This window comes from Halomonas pelophila (genome assembly GCF_040196315.1).
Taxonomy (GTDB): Bacteria; Pseudomonadota; Gammaproteobacteria; order Pseudomonadales; family Halomonadaceae; genus Halomonas; species Halomonas pelophila.
Genome location: NZ_JBEGCI010000018.1, coordinates 36,834 through 49,290, shown reverse-complemented (window position 1 = coordinate 49,290; position 12,457 = coordinate 36,834). Strand labels below are relative to the sequence as shown.

The 12,457-nt window shown below is 71.8% G+C and carries 14 protein-coding genes; 7 read left to right on the top strand and 7 right to left on the bottom strand.

Annotated features, from left to right (window positions below; all coding sequences use genetic code 11):
- Window positions 1–42: 42 nt before the first annotated feature.
- A complete protein-coding gene (locus ABE957_RS16415; RefSeq protein ID WP_349759746.1) occupies window positions 43–399 on the bottom strand; it encodes a hypothetical protein in 357 nt (118 codons plus the stop codon).
- Window positions 400–580: 181 nt separating this feature from the next.
- Here ABE957_RS16415 and ABE957_RS16410 point away from each other — a divergent pair, with 181 nt between their 5' ends.
- The 4 genes from ABE957_RS16410 to ABE957_RS16395 all read left to right on the top strand — a co-directional run bounded on the left by ABE957_RS16410 (window position 581) and on the right by ABE957_RS16395 (window position 5,556).
- The gene (locus ABE957_RS16410) at window positions 581–1,747 is read left to right on the top strand and encodes a ChaN family lipoprotein (protein ID WP_349759745.1); all 1,167 of its coding nucleotides are present in this window, start codon (window positions 581–583) and stop codon (window positions 1,745–1,747) included.
- Window positions 1,748–1,955: 208 nt separating this feature from the next.
- The gene (locus tag ABE957_RS16405; RefSeq protein WP_349759744.1) at window positions 1,956–2,426 is read left to right on the top strand and encodes an aminoacyl-tRNA deacylase; all 471 of its coding nucleotides are present in this window, start codon (window positions 1,956–1,958) and stop codon (window positions 2,424–2,426) included.
- A 210-nt stretch (window positions 2,427–2,636) separates the two neighbouring features.
- Window positions 2,637–4,433 (top strand): chloride channel protein, encoded by a 1,797-nt coding sequence (locus tag ABE957_RS16400; protein WP_349759743.1) that lies wholly within the window; start codon window positions 2,637–2,639, stop codon window positions 4,431–4,433.
- A gap of 7 nt (window positions 4,434–4,440) precedes the next feature.
- Window positions 4,441–5,556 carry an extracellular solute-binding protein gene (locus ABE957_RS16395; protein ID WP_349759742.1) on the top strand — a complete coding sequence of 372 codons (1,116 nt, stop codon included), beginning with the start codon at window positions 4,441–4,443 and terminating at the stop codon, window positions 5,554–5,556.
- Window positions 5,557–5,647: 91 nt separating this feature from the next.
- Here the strand turns inward: ABE957_RS16395 and ABE957_RS16390 are convergent, their stop codons facing one another.
- Both ABE957_RS16390 and ABE957_RS16385 read right to left on the bottom strand, forming a co-directional pair.
- On the bottom strand, window positions 5,648–6,289 hold the full coding sequence (locus ABE957_RS16390) for a hypothetical protein (protein ID WP_349759741.1): 642 nt from the start codon (window positions 6,287–6,289) through the stop codon (window positions 5,648–5,650).
- A gap of 29 nt (window positions 6,290–6,318) precedes the next feature.
- Entirely contained in the window at window positions 6,319–7,551 is a 1,233-nt protein-coding gene (locus tag ABE957_RS16385) for a methyltransferase (RefSeq protein ID WP_349759740.1), read from the bottom strand.
- Window positions 7,552–7,675: 124 nt separating this feature from the next.
- Between ABE957_RS16385 and ABE957_RS16380 the strand changes: the two genes are divergently transcribed.
- Complete coding sequence (locus ABE957_RS16380) at window positions 7,676–8,542, top strand: SDR family oxidoreductase (RefSeq protein WP_349759739.1); 867 nt, start codon at window positions 7,676–7,678, stop codon at window positions 8,540–8,542.
- A 16-nt stretch (window positions 8,543–8,558) separates the two neighbouring features.
- On the opposite strand, the gene ABE957_RS16375 is transcribed toward ABE957_RS16380, so the two are convergent.
- Together ABE957_RS16375 and ABE957_RS16370 are read right to left on the bottom strand one after the other, a co-directional pair.
- Complete coding sequence (locus ABE957_RS16375; protein ID WP_349759738.1) at window positions 8,559–9,527, bottom strand: YbgA family protein; 969 nt, start codon at window positions 9,525–9,527, stop codon at window positions 8,559–8,561.
- A 110-nt stretch (window positions 9,528–9,637) separates the two neighbouring features.
- A complete protein-coding gene (locus ABE957_RS16370; protein ID WP_349759737.1) occupies window positions 9,638–10,108 on the bottom strand; it encodes a GFA family protein in 471 nt (156 codons plus the stop codon).
- Between the two features lie 201 nt (window positions 10,109–10,309).
- Between ABE957_RS16370 and ABE957_RS16365 the strand changes: the two genes are divergently transcribed.
- A complete protein-coding gene (locus ABE957_RS16365; RefSeq protein WP_349759736.1) occupies window positions 10,310–10,657 on the top strand; it encodes a putative quinol monooxygenase in 348 nt (115 codons plus the stop codon).
- A gap of 13 nt (window positions 10,658–10,670) precedes the next feature.
- Here the strand turns inward: ABE957_RS16365 and ABE957_RS16360 are convergent, their stop codons facing one another.
- Together ABE957_RS16360 and ABE957_RS16355 are read right to left on the bottom strand one after the other, a co-directional pair.
- Complete coding sequence (locus tag ABE957_RS16360) at window positions 10,671–11,399, bottom strand: aspartate racemase/maleate isomerase family protein (protein ID WP_349759735.1); 729 nt, start codon at window positions 11,397–11,399, stop codon at window positions 10,671–10,673.
- A 129-nt stretch (window positions 11,400–11,528) separates the two neighbouring features.
- The gene (locus ABE957_RS16355; RefSeq protein WP_349759734.1) at window positions 11,529–11,810 is read right to left on the bottom strand and encodes a DUF503 domain-containing protein; all 282 of its coding nucleotides are present in this window, start codon (window positions 11,808–11,810) and stop codon (window positions 11,529–11,531) included.
- 207 nt (window positions 11,811–12,017) lie between these two features.
- Here ABE957_RS16355 and ABE957_RS16350 point away from each other — a divergent pair, with 207 nt between their 5' ends.
- Complete coding sequence (locus ABE957_RS16350) at window positions 12,018–12,407, top strand: gamma-glutamylcyclotransferase family protein (RefSeq protein WP_349759733.1); 390 nt, start codon at window positions 12,018–12,020, stop codon at window positions 12,405–12,407.
- Window positions 12,408–12,457 lie beyond the last annotated feature (50 nt).

The window sequence follows — 12,457 nt, the reverse complement described above, 5'->3', positions numbered from 1 at the left end:
GCGCCGACGAGGCCTAATGACCGGCCGCGTCGCCCAGCGCGCTCACTCGCCCCCCAGCCGCTCGACGCTCTGAAGCGTGAGCCGGCGTCCTTCTGTCGGCGAGAAGCGGAAGTGTCCCTGCACTCGTACGGCCTCGCCAAGGTAAGGCGCGATGCGCTCGTGAGGGAAGATCTCAACCCGGTGCAGGTCCTCGTCCTCGATCCAGTAGTGCAACGGGTCATCAAAGTGGCGCACTACGCCCTGGGTCGCCACCCGGCTGTCGTCGTGGGCCGCGGGCTGCTCTGCCAGCACCGGCAGAGGCACCTCGGCGACGCCTTCCCCGCCGCCACACCCCGCGAGCGACAGGGCGGCGAACAGCAGCACCAGACCAGTGGCAACGGGTGTCGAGTGTGATGTCATGCTGTCCCTCTGCGGTGGTGGATGACGGGCCCCTCGCCCCGCCAGTATCGCCGATGCGCCCAGGCTGCGTCATCGAGGGACGACGTCGTGCCGCTTTTCCCCAACGGGGGACCGGGCTAGGGTAGGCGATATCCCTCCGCCGATCCCGGGCACGACCCGCCACCCACGACGAGAGTCATCGATGCCACGATACCGCGCCCTTGGCCGCTGGGCCGCCCTGGCCTGTCTCGCCCTGCCCCTCGCCGCGCCCTCCGTTACCCTGGCCGACGACTGCCCCAGGCCCGGCCAGTGGGTGACCGATGACGGCCAGCGGCGCTCCACCGCGTCGCTGATGCCCGAACTCGCCGAGCGCCGGGTGCTGCTGCTCGGCGAGCAGCATGACCGGGTCGACCATCACCGCTGGCAGCTCTACACCCTGGCCGCCCTGCATGCCCATCGCCCGTCCATGGTGATCGGCCTGGAGATGCTGCCCCGGGAGGCCCAGCCGGCGCTGGACGCCTGGATCGCCGGCGAGCTCGACGAGGCGGCCTTTCTCGCAGAGAGCGACTGGCAGCAGGCCTGGGGCTTCGATCCCGCGCTCTACCTGCCGATCCTGCACTTCGCGCGGATGCAGCGAATTCCGCTGGTGGCCCTCAACGTCACGCCCGCCCTGCGCGAGCGCCTGGCCATGCAGGGCTGGGAGGCCATCCCTTCGGAGGAGCGCTTCGGCATCACCCCGCCGGCCCCGGCCGCGCCGGCCTATCGCGAGCGCCTCACGGCGATCTATGAGCAGCACGTCGAGCTCGACGACCCCGCAGACCTGGCGCGCTTCATCGCCGCCCAGCTGGTCTGGGACCGCGCCATGGCCGCCGCCCTGGCGGACGCCGCGCGCCCCGGCAATCCGGCAGGACCCGATCCCCTTGTGGTGGGGCTGATGGGCCAGGGGCACCTGGCCAACGGCGACGGCGTGCCCGCCCAGCTCGACAACCTGGGCCTCACCGATCACCAGAGCCTGCTGCCCTGGACCCCGGCCGGCGACTGCGCCGTGCCGGCGGAACACGCCGACGCACGCTACGTGCTCGGCGATGAAGCCGCCTTCCAGCCCGCCGACCCGCTGCGCCTGGGCGTGCTGCTCGAGGCCCACCCGGACGGCGTGCGCATCGTCAGCGTCGGCGAGGCGAGCGTGGCCGAGCAGGCCGGCCTCGCGGCGGGCGATGTGATCCTCACCGCCGCCGGCGTCGCCGTCGAGCGGCCCACCGACCTCAGCCTCATCCTGCGCCGCCAGGCCCCGGGCACCCTGCTGCCGCTGGGCGTCCAGCGCGACGGCGTCACCCGGGAGCGGCTGGCGCGCTTTCCTCCCGCGAGTTGAGCGGATACTCGCGCCGCCTCACGCCAACTATCACCACCACGGGCCGGCGAGCGCCGGGAACGACCGGGTCGAAGGGACCATGCCGAAGGTACGGTGTCGAAGGACTGTGTCGCCGAAGGGACTATGCTAAAGGGATGGAACGCACCATCCACCCACAGGGAGGCCACCACTATCGACCCCGGCCCGAGCGGCCGAAGGAGGAAGTGTCATGAGCATGCCCATGACGATCCGGGAGTATCTCCGCGCCTGTGACATCGACTTCGAGGAAGTCCCCCACCCCCGCGAGGTGAGCAGCAGCTGCATCGCTGAACGCGCCCACGTCGCCGGTAACCAGATGGCCAAGGCGGTCATGCTGCAGGGCGACGCGGGCTATCGCCTGGCCGTGCTGCCGAGCACCTGCGATGCCGACCTCGACCGACTCTCGGCGCTCTTCCACGAGAAGGTCCAGCTGGCCTCGGAGGCCCAGATCGCCGAGACGTTCAGCGACTGCGACCCCGGCGCCACCACCCCGGTGGGCCAGGCCTACGGCCTGCAGGTCTACATCGACGATATGCTGCGCCTTCAGCCCGATATCTACTTCGAGGCCGGCGACCACCAGACCCTGGTGCACATGAGCGGCAGCGAGTTCGACCGCCTGATGACCGCCAGCCCCCACGGCCACTTCAGCCGGCACCACTGAGCCGCCGGCCCGGGCCAGCCATCGTTACCGCGTCTTTCTGGCCGCGGCCATGCCTCATGGTCGCGGCCTTCTTGTCGCTCTTTTTGACGCTTTCGTGTCGCTCTTCGTGTCGCGCGTCGTGTCGCCCTTCGAGCGCCCGTCCGGCGGCGCCCGATGCCGAGCCGGACGCTTCATCGCCTTGCCCGGCGCGATGCCCCCACCTACACCTTGATGATGAGATCGCTTTTCGCCGTCGCCCGCTCCGGCCGAAAACCGCTGGCCGTCGTCCGCTTCCTGGGGCTGGTGCTGCTGGGCGCCGTCATCGGCGCCGTCGCCGCGCTGGTCGCGGTGGGCTTCGTCGCCGCGGTGCTCGCGCTCAACGACTGGCTGCTGATCTCGCCGCGCAGTCGCATGATGTTCGACCACCCCGGCCTGCTGCTGGTCATCACCGTCGCGGTGCCGACGCTCGGTGGCCTCGCGGTAGGCCTCTTGCATCTCGCCATCCCCGAGCGGCGCCCGCATACCCCGGCCGATGCCATCGCCGCCGTGCAGACGCGCCGCGGCCGGCTGCCGGCGAGGGCCGGCGGCCTCTCGGCGCTCAGCGCCCTGATCTCGCTGGGCAGCGGGGCCTCGGTCGGCCAGTACGGCCCGCTGGTGCACCTGGGTGCCACCCTGGGGTCGCTCGCCACCCGCCTGCTGCGCCTGGGTCGCTCCGATGACAACGTCACCATCGCCTGCGGGGTGGCCGCCGCCATCGCCACCGCCTTCAACGCGCCCCTGGCGGGCATCGTCTTCGCCCACGAGGTGGTGCTGCGCCACTACGCCCTGCGCGCCTTCGCCCCGGTGGCCGCGGCCGCCTTGGTCGGCCACGTGATCGCCGCCAACGTGCTCCAGCGCGGCGCGCTCTTCCACGTCGCCGACACCGCCGTGCCGCGCCCCTGGGAGTTCATCGCCTTCCTCGCGATCGGCGGCCTCGGCGCCCTGGTCGCCGGGTCCTACATGGGTACCCTGCTCGGCGTCACGCGCCTGGCGCGGCGCCTGCCCTTCGCCGCGCCGCTGCGCCCCGCCCTGGCCGGCGCCCTGCTCGGCCTCACCGCCCTGTGGGTCCCCGACATCCTCGGCATCGGCCAGGAGACCCTGCGCTTCGCCACCATCGCCGGCGCCTTTGGCAGCGGCGAGCTGCTGCTGGTCCTGGTGCTCAAGATCGCCGCCACGGGGCTCTGCCTGGGCATGGGCTTCGGCGGCGGGGTGTTCAGCCCGGCGCTGGTCATCGGCACCCTGTTCGGGGCGCTGTGCGGAAGCCTTCTCGGCCAGCTCAGCGGCGCGCCTCAGGAGACCTTCGTCTTCTATGCCGTCTGCGGCATGGTGGCGGTCACCGCCCCGGTGATCGGCGCGCCCCTGACCAGCCTGCTGATCGTCTTCGAGCTGACCGGCAGCTACGCGCTGACCACCGCCGCGCTGGCGAGCGTGACCCTGGCGAGCCCCATCGCCGCCCAGCTGTTCGGCCGCTCGCTGTTCGACATCCAGCTCGTGGAACGCGGCCTGGACCTCTCCGCCGGGCGCGGCCGGGCCGTGCTGCGGGGAACCCCAGTGATGGAGCACCTGACCGACGACTGCGTGACCCTCAGGCCACAGACGCCGGTGGCCGAGGCGGTCACCGCGCTGTGTCGCGCCCGCCACGGCGAGGGCTACCTGGTCGACGAGGCGGGGCGCTATCGGGGCTGCGTGAGCCTGGCCGACCTGGAAGCGGCGCGGGAGGCCACTCAGCAGGGCATGCCGAGCAATCCGCTGGGGGACACCGAGGGAGTGCAACGGGTGGATGCGATCGCCCCGCTGGCGCGCCCCGTGCTGGCGCCCGACGCCTCGCTCTGGGACGCCATGGCGGCGCTCGAGGACGTCACCGGGGAGGCGCTGCCGGTGGTCGATGGCGATGGGGTCTTCCTGGGGGTGGTCTTCGAGTCGAGCATCACCCGCGCCTACCTGGCACACGGCGACGAGCTGCGACGGGAGGAACATGGCACGGGATGAACGTCCGATGGCACGAGAGTCCAAGCGAACGCGGGGCCGCTCACCGGCGCGCCTGCTGTGGCTGGCGCTGCTCGCCGCCACGCCCGTCTCGGCCAGCGACGACGCCCTCGTCGTGCTGAGCTGGGGCGGGGCCTACGAACGCGCCCAGCAGGCCGCGCTGTTCGCGCCCTACACCGCCGCCACCGGCCGGCCGGTGACGGTGCAGCAGTACGACGGCGGGCTCGAGGGGCTCAGGCGCGCCGTGGCCGCCGGCGAGGTGCCCTGGGACCTGATCGACATGACCCGCAGCGAGGCCATGGCGGCCTGCGCAGAGGGCCTGCTCGAGCCGCTCTCGCCCGGGCTGCTGGCGCCGGCCCCGGACGGCACCCCGGCGGCGGCGGACTTCCTGCCGGACTCCTTCGGACGCTGTGCCATCACCCACAGCATCTTCGCCACCGTGGTCGCCTACCGTACCGACGCCTTTCCCGGGCGGCGTCCCACCCGCATCGGCGACCTGTTCGACCAGCAACGCTTCCCCGGGCCGCGCGCCCTGCAGGACACCCCGGCCGTCAACCTGGAGTGGGCGCTGCTCTCCTATCGCGTGCCCCGCGAGGAGCTCTACCGGCTGCTCAGCACGCGGCGCGGCCTGGACCTGGCCTGGAAGCGCCTGGAGACGCTCGACGAGATTCACTGGTGGCAGGCCGGCGATACCCCGCCCCGCCTGCTGGCCGAGGGCGAGGTGGTGATGGCCTCGGGCTACAACGGCCGCTTCTTCGAGGCCATGGTCAACCGCGGCGCACCCATCGAGATCCTCTGGGACGGCCAGGTCCAGGAACACGAGACCTGGGCGATCCCGCGAGGCGCTCCCCACCCCGAGGCGGCGCGCGAGTTCCTGCGCTTCGCCACCGACACCGAGCGCCTGGCCGACCTGGCACGGCGCATCCCCTACGGCCCGGCTCGCCGCTCGGCGGCCGTGCGGGTCACCACCCACCCCGAGAGCGGCGTGGACATGCGCCTGCACATCCCGACCCATCCGCTTAACGCCGAGCGGGCGGTGGCCAAGGACGAGACCTGGTACGCCCGCACTCGCTCGCGCATCCAGGCGCTCTTTCGCGACTGGCGGGAAGCGCGGGAGCAGGAGTGAGGGAAAGAGCGCGACGATAAAGAAGGAAAAGGAGAAGCCTAGAGAGCAAGGGCGAACGAGAATCGGTCGGCCAGGGGGGCCGGGGCGCCCGTCAGTGCACCATGAGGGAGTCGACCAGCATGATCTCGCAGGCACCCTGGCCGGTATCGGTGCGGCGCGTACTGGTGCGCCAGGTCCAGTCATCGCCCTCGATATCCACCAGATGACCGCGCAGCGTGACCCTGTCGCCGGCCTCGAGCCGCTTGAGCGCCGCCATCGTCGGGCCATCGCCGGCCAGCATGTGAATGTTGCTGCTGTTGATCGCGATCGCCCGGGCAGGGATCGGCGGCCGGGTGTCGGAGCGCCAGTAGTACCAGCGATGGCGCTGCGAGATCTCCAGCGCCTCGATCACGCGCTCCTCGGCCATCGGCCCCCAGCCCAGCGCCAGGTCCAGAGGGGAGAGCCGCGCATCGCGACCCAGGCGATACTCCCGGCTCGACAGCACCCTGGCCGTGAGCTCGAAGGTGGCCCGGGGCACCACCTGAACGCCGAGGCCCTCGACGGGCAGGCGGCGAGGCGCCGCCTCGATCTCGCCCTGGCGCGGCGGCTCGGCGATGGAGAGCAGCGGCGCCGCCTCGGGCAGCGGGTGATGCTCGGCGATGGCGGTGGCCACCACCTCGGCCGGCGGGGCGATCACGAAATGAAAGAGCCCCCAGCCGCAGAGGCCCAGCAGGGCAAGGCGTTTCCAGGGCATGGGCTCCCTCCTCTCTCGATCCTTGACCGTCAGCCGTGGTCGGCACGGCGGGAGGCACGCAGCAGCAGGTTGCGCGGCGTCAGCTCCCGCGCGCAGAAGGTGCCGAGTTCCACGTCGAAGCCCGCCTCCTCGAGACGCAGGGCACGATCCAGCACCAGCCACACCTCCAGCGGACGACGGAACAGGTGGCGCACCAGCTCGCGGCGCCTCACCTCGGCCCGGCGCCGCGCGCCGGCCGTCTCGAAGGCGGACCAGTCGATGCCGGCGGCCGGCAGGGCGAGCCCCTTCTGCTCGGCCGCCCAGCGGCAGAAGGCCTCGAAGCGCTCCGGCAGCTGGCCGTAGGCCAGGCTCGGCACCGGCAGGTAGGCATCAATGCCGCGCACCTCGCGCTGCAGCAGGTCGAAGCCCAGCCGCCAGGCGCCGGCCTGCTCGCGGCGCACGCGCACGTGGCGCGGGGCGGTCACGGTCTCCTGCACCGCCATGGCGAGCTCCTCGCGGGTGAGCGAGAGCCCTTGGGCCGCCACCCCCTCGCGGCCGCCCTGCGACAGCGGCCGGTAGTGCGACGCGGCGGTGCGCTGATAGCAGCAGGGCGCCAGGGTCACGGCGCTGCCCTGGGCGGCGCAGAGCTCGATCAGCCGGGCGTGCAGGTCGCCGCAGGCGTGCAGCGCCGCCACGTGCGTCTCGGACGAGAGCCAGCGTCCCGCCTCGGGCGCCAGAACGTCCTGCTCGGCCATGCGTACCGCCGCGCCCTGGCGGTCGGCCAGTCGCTGCCCGTCCTGGCAGAGCGCCGCCTGCCACTCCAGCGCCGTCACCTCGGTCTCGCCGCGGCGCGAGAGCGACCGGGCCAGGTGCCCCTTGCCGGCGCACCACTCCACCAGCCGCTCCTCGGGCGCGGCCGCCACCCGAGGCAGGAAGGCCTCGATCTGCGACCACTTGCGCCCGCCGACGTGGGCCGCCCAGGCCGCCGGCAGCGCGCGACCATCGCCTTTGAGCTCGGGCAGCGCCGAAAGCGCCTCGAGCTTTGCCACCGGCAACCACTCGGCGAGCGGCGAGTCAGTGAAGGGAGCATCCTGCAGGCGCGCCGCCTCGTCCTCGGTGAGCGCCAGCAGCGCGGCATCCAGCGCCAAGGATGCCTCGCCCCAGGGCGAGGCCCGGTGCTGGAACGGCAGCGGGCGCCACAGCGGCTGCGACTCGGCAAGCAGCGCGGTCAGCCGCGCGAAGCGCTCGGCATGGGACAGGGAGGGGGCAACAGACGGGGACATGGACGCTCGACCTCGGAAGTGGCCCGCATTGTAGGGACTTCGAGCGCGGCTTGCATGGTCGGGCGCCAGGCGACAGAGTGCGGGGTTGCCTTACCCTCTTCCCCGACCGCCAGGAGCCCGATCGATGTCCGCCTCCCCCGATACTCCCTCCCGAAGCGTGCTGGTCACCGGGGCCTCCAGCGGCATCGGCCAGGCCGCCGCCCTGGCCCTCGCCGAGCGCGGCTGGCGAGTATTTGCCACCGCGCGTCGCGATGAGGACCTGGCGCGGCTGCGCGAGGCCGGCCTGACGGCGGTGTACCTCGATCTCGATGAGAGCGAGTCGATCGCCGCCTGCGTCGAGACGGTGCTGACGGCGACCGGCGGGCATCTCGATGCGCTCTTCAACAACGCCGCCTACGGCCAGCCCGGCGCGGTGGAGGACCTGTCCCGCGCGGTGCTGCGCGCCCAGCTGGAGACCAACCTGCTCGGCACCCACGAGCTCACCTGCCGGGTGCTGCCGGCGATGCGCCGTCAGGGCGGGGGGCGCATCGTGCAGAATAGCTCGGTGCTGGGCCTGGCCGCCCTGCCCTACCGCGGCGCCTACGTCTGCTCCAAGTTCGCCCTGGAGGGGCTGACCGACACCCTGCGCCTGGAGCTCGACGGCAGCGGCATCCACGTCAGCCTGATCGAGCCGGGGCCCATCACCAGCCGCTTTCGCGAGAGCGCCTACCGCGCCTTCAAGGCGCATATCGACACCGCGGCAAGCGCCCACGCCGAGACCTACCGCGCCGTGGAGGCGCGACTGGCCGGCGACGACGGCGGCGGGCGCTTCACCCTGGGGCCCGAGGCGGTGGTCGAGAAGCTGGTGCATGCCCTGGAGAGCCGGCGCCCCAGGGCGCGCTACTACGTGACCGTGCCGACCCACCTGTTCGGCACCCTCCGGCGGCTGCTCGGCACCCGGCTGCTGGATCGGCTGCTGCTGCGCTCCACCCGCGACGAGCGCCGGCTCTAGCGGCGCGCGAGGTGCGTCAGATGGTGTTGCGCAGGCCCAGCTCAAAGGGGTGCGGGTCGAGGTAGGTCTGGGCGCGGATGTAGTCCGAGCCGTAGCGCTTCACGTAGTGGGTGAGCAGGCGGATCGGCACCACCAGGTGCACGTGGCCCTGGCGGTAGTCCTCGATGGCGGTCAGCAGGTCCTGGCGGGCCTCACCGTCGACGGCCTGCTTGAGGTAGCCCAGCACGTGCAGCAGGGCGTTGGTGTGGCCCTTGCGGGTCGCCGGCCGGCCGAGCGCCGCCATGAAGCGCTGCAGGTAGTGGGCCATGGCCTCGTCGAGCGGCCGCTTGCTGGCGTCGGCCAGGTAGCGGCCCAGCTCGCGATAGGTCTCCACGTGATGGGCCATCAGCAGGTACTTCTGCCGGCTGTGGAACTGCAGCAGGGCGTGGTAGCCGGGTGCGGCCTCGACCTGGCGCTTCCAGTCGTCGAAGGCGTAGACCCGGGTGATGAAATTCTCGCGCAGCACGGCATCGTTGAGCCGCGCCTCCTCCTCCAGCGGCAGCTCCGGGAAGTGGCGACGCAGGGCGCGCACGAAGGCGCCCGAATCCGAATGGCTGGGCATGCCGTTGGGATGGTAGACCTTGACCCGCTCGAGCCCGCAGCTCGGCGAGCCCTTCATCAGGATGAAGCCGCGCAGGTGGCGGTGGCCGGCGACGAACGCCTCGCTGACCTCCGCCAGGCGCTCGGTGACATCGAGGCTCGGGTCCTGGGTGCCCAGCACCCGGGGCGCCTCGTCGTACAGGCCGACCAGGCGGATGGGCTCTCGCGGCACGCCGAGCCCGGCCGCGAGTTCGGGACAGAAGGGCTCGAAGGCGAAGCGCTCCTGGAGCACCTCCAGACAGTAGCGGGAGCGCTTGTGCCCACCGTTGTAGCGCACCTTCTCGCCCGTCAGGCAGGCGCTGATGCCCACCGGGATGGCCTCCCCGCGTGCCGCCCGTTCCGTCATTGCCGCTCTCCTTGTGCCGATCTTCTTTTGCCGCGCCTCTTGGCTGTCCCGCTCATGCCGCGCCATTGTGGCATAGCAACGCCGCGCTGCCAGTCCCGGCGCCGGGTCGATCAGCGCTCCAGGCCCCGGCGCCGATGCCACTCGGCGAGGCTCTCCTCGGGGTAGCCGGCGAAGCAGCGGTCGCCGTCCCGAGCCTCGACTTCTACCCAGCCGGCCTTGCTGTCGAGCAGCAGGTGAACCCGCTCGGGCGGGATCGGCAGGTCGCTGTCGATCGCCGAGGCGAAGGGATGGACCAGCTCGGGCCAGTGCGGGTCATGGACCCAGAGCGCGCTGCCGCAGCGGCCGCAGAAGTGCCGCTCGCCCGCGCTCTGCTGGCCGTCGATCACGGCATGGTAGATCCGCCTGTGCTCGGCGCCCTCGACCTCGAGGGTCTCGGCCAGCGCCCCCAGGTTGATGGCATAGCCGCCCCCGCCGGCCGTCTTGCGACAGATCGAGCAGTAGCAGCGCTGATAGGGATAGGGGTGCGGGGACTCGACGCGAAATCGCACGGCGCCGCAGTGGCAGGAACCGTCTAGCCGCATGGCATTCATCCTCCGGGTCGATGGTCGTGGTCTCGCCCCCGAGTTGTGGGGGCCGTCGGGGGACCAGCGTTCGCCATGGGCCCAACGACCCAGGGCGACGGGCTGGCAAGGCCCCAGGCCCGAGCCGGGGATCAGGGTGGCTGGTGGCGCTGCGCGCTTGTTGGTATCGTCGCCGCGGCATTCCCCCCATCAGGAGTCATCATGTCCCGTAAGATCTACTGCACCGCGAGCTTCAAGCCCAAGCCCGGCAAGGAAGACGCCGTCTTCAAGGCACTCCAGGCCCTGGAGCCGAATGCCCACCGCGAGGACGCCTGCCTGCAATACACCGTCACCCGCCATATCGACAACCCCTTCGCCCAGGGTGACAGCTACCCGATCGTCTTCCACGAGATCTGGGCCAACCGCGAGGCCTTCGAGGCGCACTGCCAGCGCCGTGAGATCCGCGAGTTCTTCGCGACCCACCTCGAGGACCCGGCCGGCGACATCGAGGATGCCAACGTCTGTGTCTATAGCGACGAGCCGGCCGAGTTCGACGCCCCCCAGCTCTGACCGACCAGTAAGCTCAGCGATCGGCCAGGGGCCCGAGCAGCGCGGGCGGTCGACAGGATCCGGCGAGCCGCCGGAGACCGGCCCAGAGGCTCACCTGGTTGGCGGTCAGCACCTCGCGGTCGGCCTCCCGGACCAGCGCCTCGCGCAACCCCAGCGTGTCGATGGCGGTATCGGGTATCAGCAGCGGCCGCGTGGTATCGGGATGGCGGGCACCGAAACGGCGCACCTCCTCGAGGATGTCGGCGCGATGCGAGTCCGCGGCATAGGGGCAGTCCAGCGCCTTGTCGTGGACCACGCCGACCCCGCCCTCGCGCAGGAAGCTCACCAGCCGCAGGGTGACGTCGTCCGGGTAGGGGCTCAGCAGGTCGACCCGATCGTGCCCCAGGGCGTCGAGGGCCTCGAGAAACGCCAGCGCCGTGCTGGTCACCGGCACCCCCAGGCGCGCCTCGAGCGCGGCGCGCTGGTCCTGGGCCCAGTCGAGCCCGCCGATGAAGCTGGCGCTGGTGCAGGCCCACACCACGGCTCGCGCCCCGTCCTGCTCGACCAGCCGCTCGCCCGCCGGGGCCAGCCGCTCCACGGCGCCCAGAGCGAGCAGCGCCGCCGGCGCGTGGTGGCCATCGCTTGGCACTCGGCCCAGCGCGAGGCGCGGCAGGTCCTCGGCCTGCTCCGCCAGGGTGATCCACTCGTAGTCATCCGGCCCGTCGTCGGGCAACAGGATGCCCAGGCAGTCGGCGTGGGTCATGTCGGGCACTCCGGGAGGTGGTTCGGGTGAGCGTTCGACCTACAGGCTAGCGCAGGTGGCCCGCCCGCTGACAATGGCTCGCCGCGCGCACGGCATGACCCTCGTGGGCCGCTTGCCGCGGGAGCCGGCTCACAGCCGCTCGCGGGTCACCTCCATCACCCGGCCGTCCACCGTGTGCAGGCACTTGTCCTCGATCTCGCTGCACAGCGACGCCACGGCCCGCGAGGTGAGGCCCACCACCACGAAGGTCCACTCGCTGGCGTCGTGGCTATCATGATCGCCGCTCTCGCAGACGGCGATCGCCGGGTTTCGCCCGAGGCGTTCGTGAAGCCCCCCGATGCGCTGCCGCTTCTCCTTGAGGGAGCGACAGCCCGGCAGGGCGATCGTCAGCGTGAGAATCGTGATATGCATGCCCGTCTCCTGTGGCGCGATCCGCCGCCTCGAATAATAGGCAAGGAAGGCCGCCAGCAGGGCCTCGTTGAGCCGACTCATCGAGCGCCGAGCCCGAAACGACCGAGCCGTGACGACTGCGGCGATGGCGTGGCGTCGCGCCGCCCGTGCGCGGTAAGCTCGAGCCTTTCCCAGGATCTAGACCCGACGCACGAGGAGGCAACGGCCATGCACACCCCGACCCTGGCCGTGACCCGCACGCCGCTGGTCGCCGTCTACGGCACCCTGAAGCGCGGCCTGCGCAACCATCACTGGCTCGACGGCGCCGCCTTCCTGGGCGAGGACCGCCTCACCGACGCCACGCTCTACGACCTGGGGCCCTACCCCGCCGCCAAGCTCGAGCCCTCCCGGGGCATCGCGGTGGAGGTGTTTCGGGTCGATGCCCGGCTGCTGGCCGGCCTCGACCGGCTAGAGGACTACCGGGTGCGCACCCCGCGCAAGGGCGACTACGACCGCCTCGTGCAGGCGACCGCGTTCGGCCCCGCCTGGCTCTATCTCTACAACCGCCCGGTCGCGGGCTTCCCGGTGATCCGCGAAGGCCCCTGGCTGCCCCGCTAGCGCCGCGCCTATGCTATAAACGCGCTCTCGAAGGCGGCGCCTTCGCGATA

What these genes read in the sequence shown, in the direction of transcription:
- ABE957_RS16415 (WP_349759746.1), bottom strand. Translation starts at nt 399, where the DNA reads ATGACATCACACTCGACACCCGTTGCCACTGGTCTGGTGCTGCTGTTC.
- ABE957_RS16410 (WP_349759745.1), top strand. Translation starts at nt 581, where the DNA reads ATGCCACGATACCGCGCCCTTGGCCGCTGGGCCGCCCTGGCCTGTCTC.
- ABE957_RS16405 (WP_349759744.1), top strand. Translation starts at nt 1,956, where the DNA reads ATGAGCATGCCCATGACGATCCGGGAGTATCTCCGCGCCTGTGACATC.
- ABE957_RS16400 (WP_349759743.1), top strand. Translation starts at nt 2,637, where the DNA reads ATGATGAGATCGCTTTTCGCCGTCGCCCGCTCCGGCCGAAAACCGCTG.
- ABE957_RS16395 (WP_349759742.1), top strand. Translation starts at nt 4,441, where the DNA reads ATGGCACGAGAGTCCAAGCGAACGCGGGGCCGCTCACCGGCGCGCCTG.
- ABE957_RS16390 (WP_349759741.1), bottom strand. Translation starts at nt 6,289, where the DNA reads ATGCCCTGGAAACGCCTTGCCCTGCTGGGCCTCTGCGGCTGGGGGCTC.
- ABE957_RS16385 (WP_349759740.1), bottom strand. Translation starts at nt 7,551, where the DNA reads ATGTCCCCGTCTGTTGCCCCCTCCCTGTCCCATGCCGAGCGCTTCGCG.
- ABE957_RS16380 (WP_349759739.1), top strand. Translation starts at nt 7,676, where the DNA reads ATGTCCGCCTCCCCCGATACTCCCTCCCGAAGCGTGCTGGTCACCGGG.
- ABE957_RS16375 (WP_349759738.1), bottom strand. Translation starts at nt 9,527, where the DNA reads ATGACGGAACGGGCGGCACGCGGGGAGGCCATCCCGGTGGGCATCAGC.
- ABE957_RS16370 (WP_349759737.1), bottom strand. Translation starts at nt 10,108, where the DNA reads ATGCGGCTAGACGGTTCCTGCCACTGCGGCGCCGTGCGATTTCGCGTC.
- ABE957_RS16365 (WP_349759736.1), top strand. Translation starts at nt 10,310, where the DNA reads ATGTCCCGTAAGATCTACTGCACCGCGAGCTTCAAGCCCAAGCCCGGC.
- ABE957_RS16360 (WP_349759735.1), bottom strand. Translation starts at nt 11,399, where the DNA reads ATGACCCACGCCGACTGCCTGGGCATCCTGTTGCCCGACGACGGGCCG.
- ABE957_RS16355 (WP_349759734.1), bottom strand. Translation starts at nt 11,810, where the DNA reads ATGCATATCACGATTCTCACGCTGACGATCGCCCTGCCGGGCTGTCGC.
- ABE957_RS16350 (WP_349759733.1), top strand. Translation starts at nt 12,018, where the DNA reads ATGCACACCCCGACCCTGGCCGTGACCCGCACGCCGCTGGTCGCCGTC.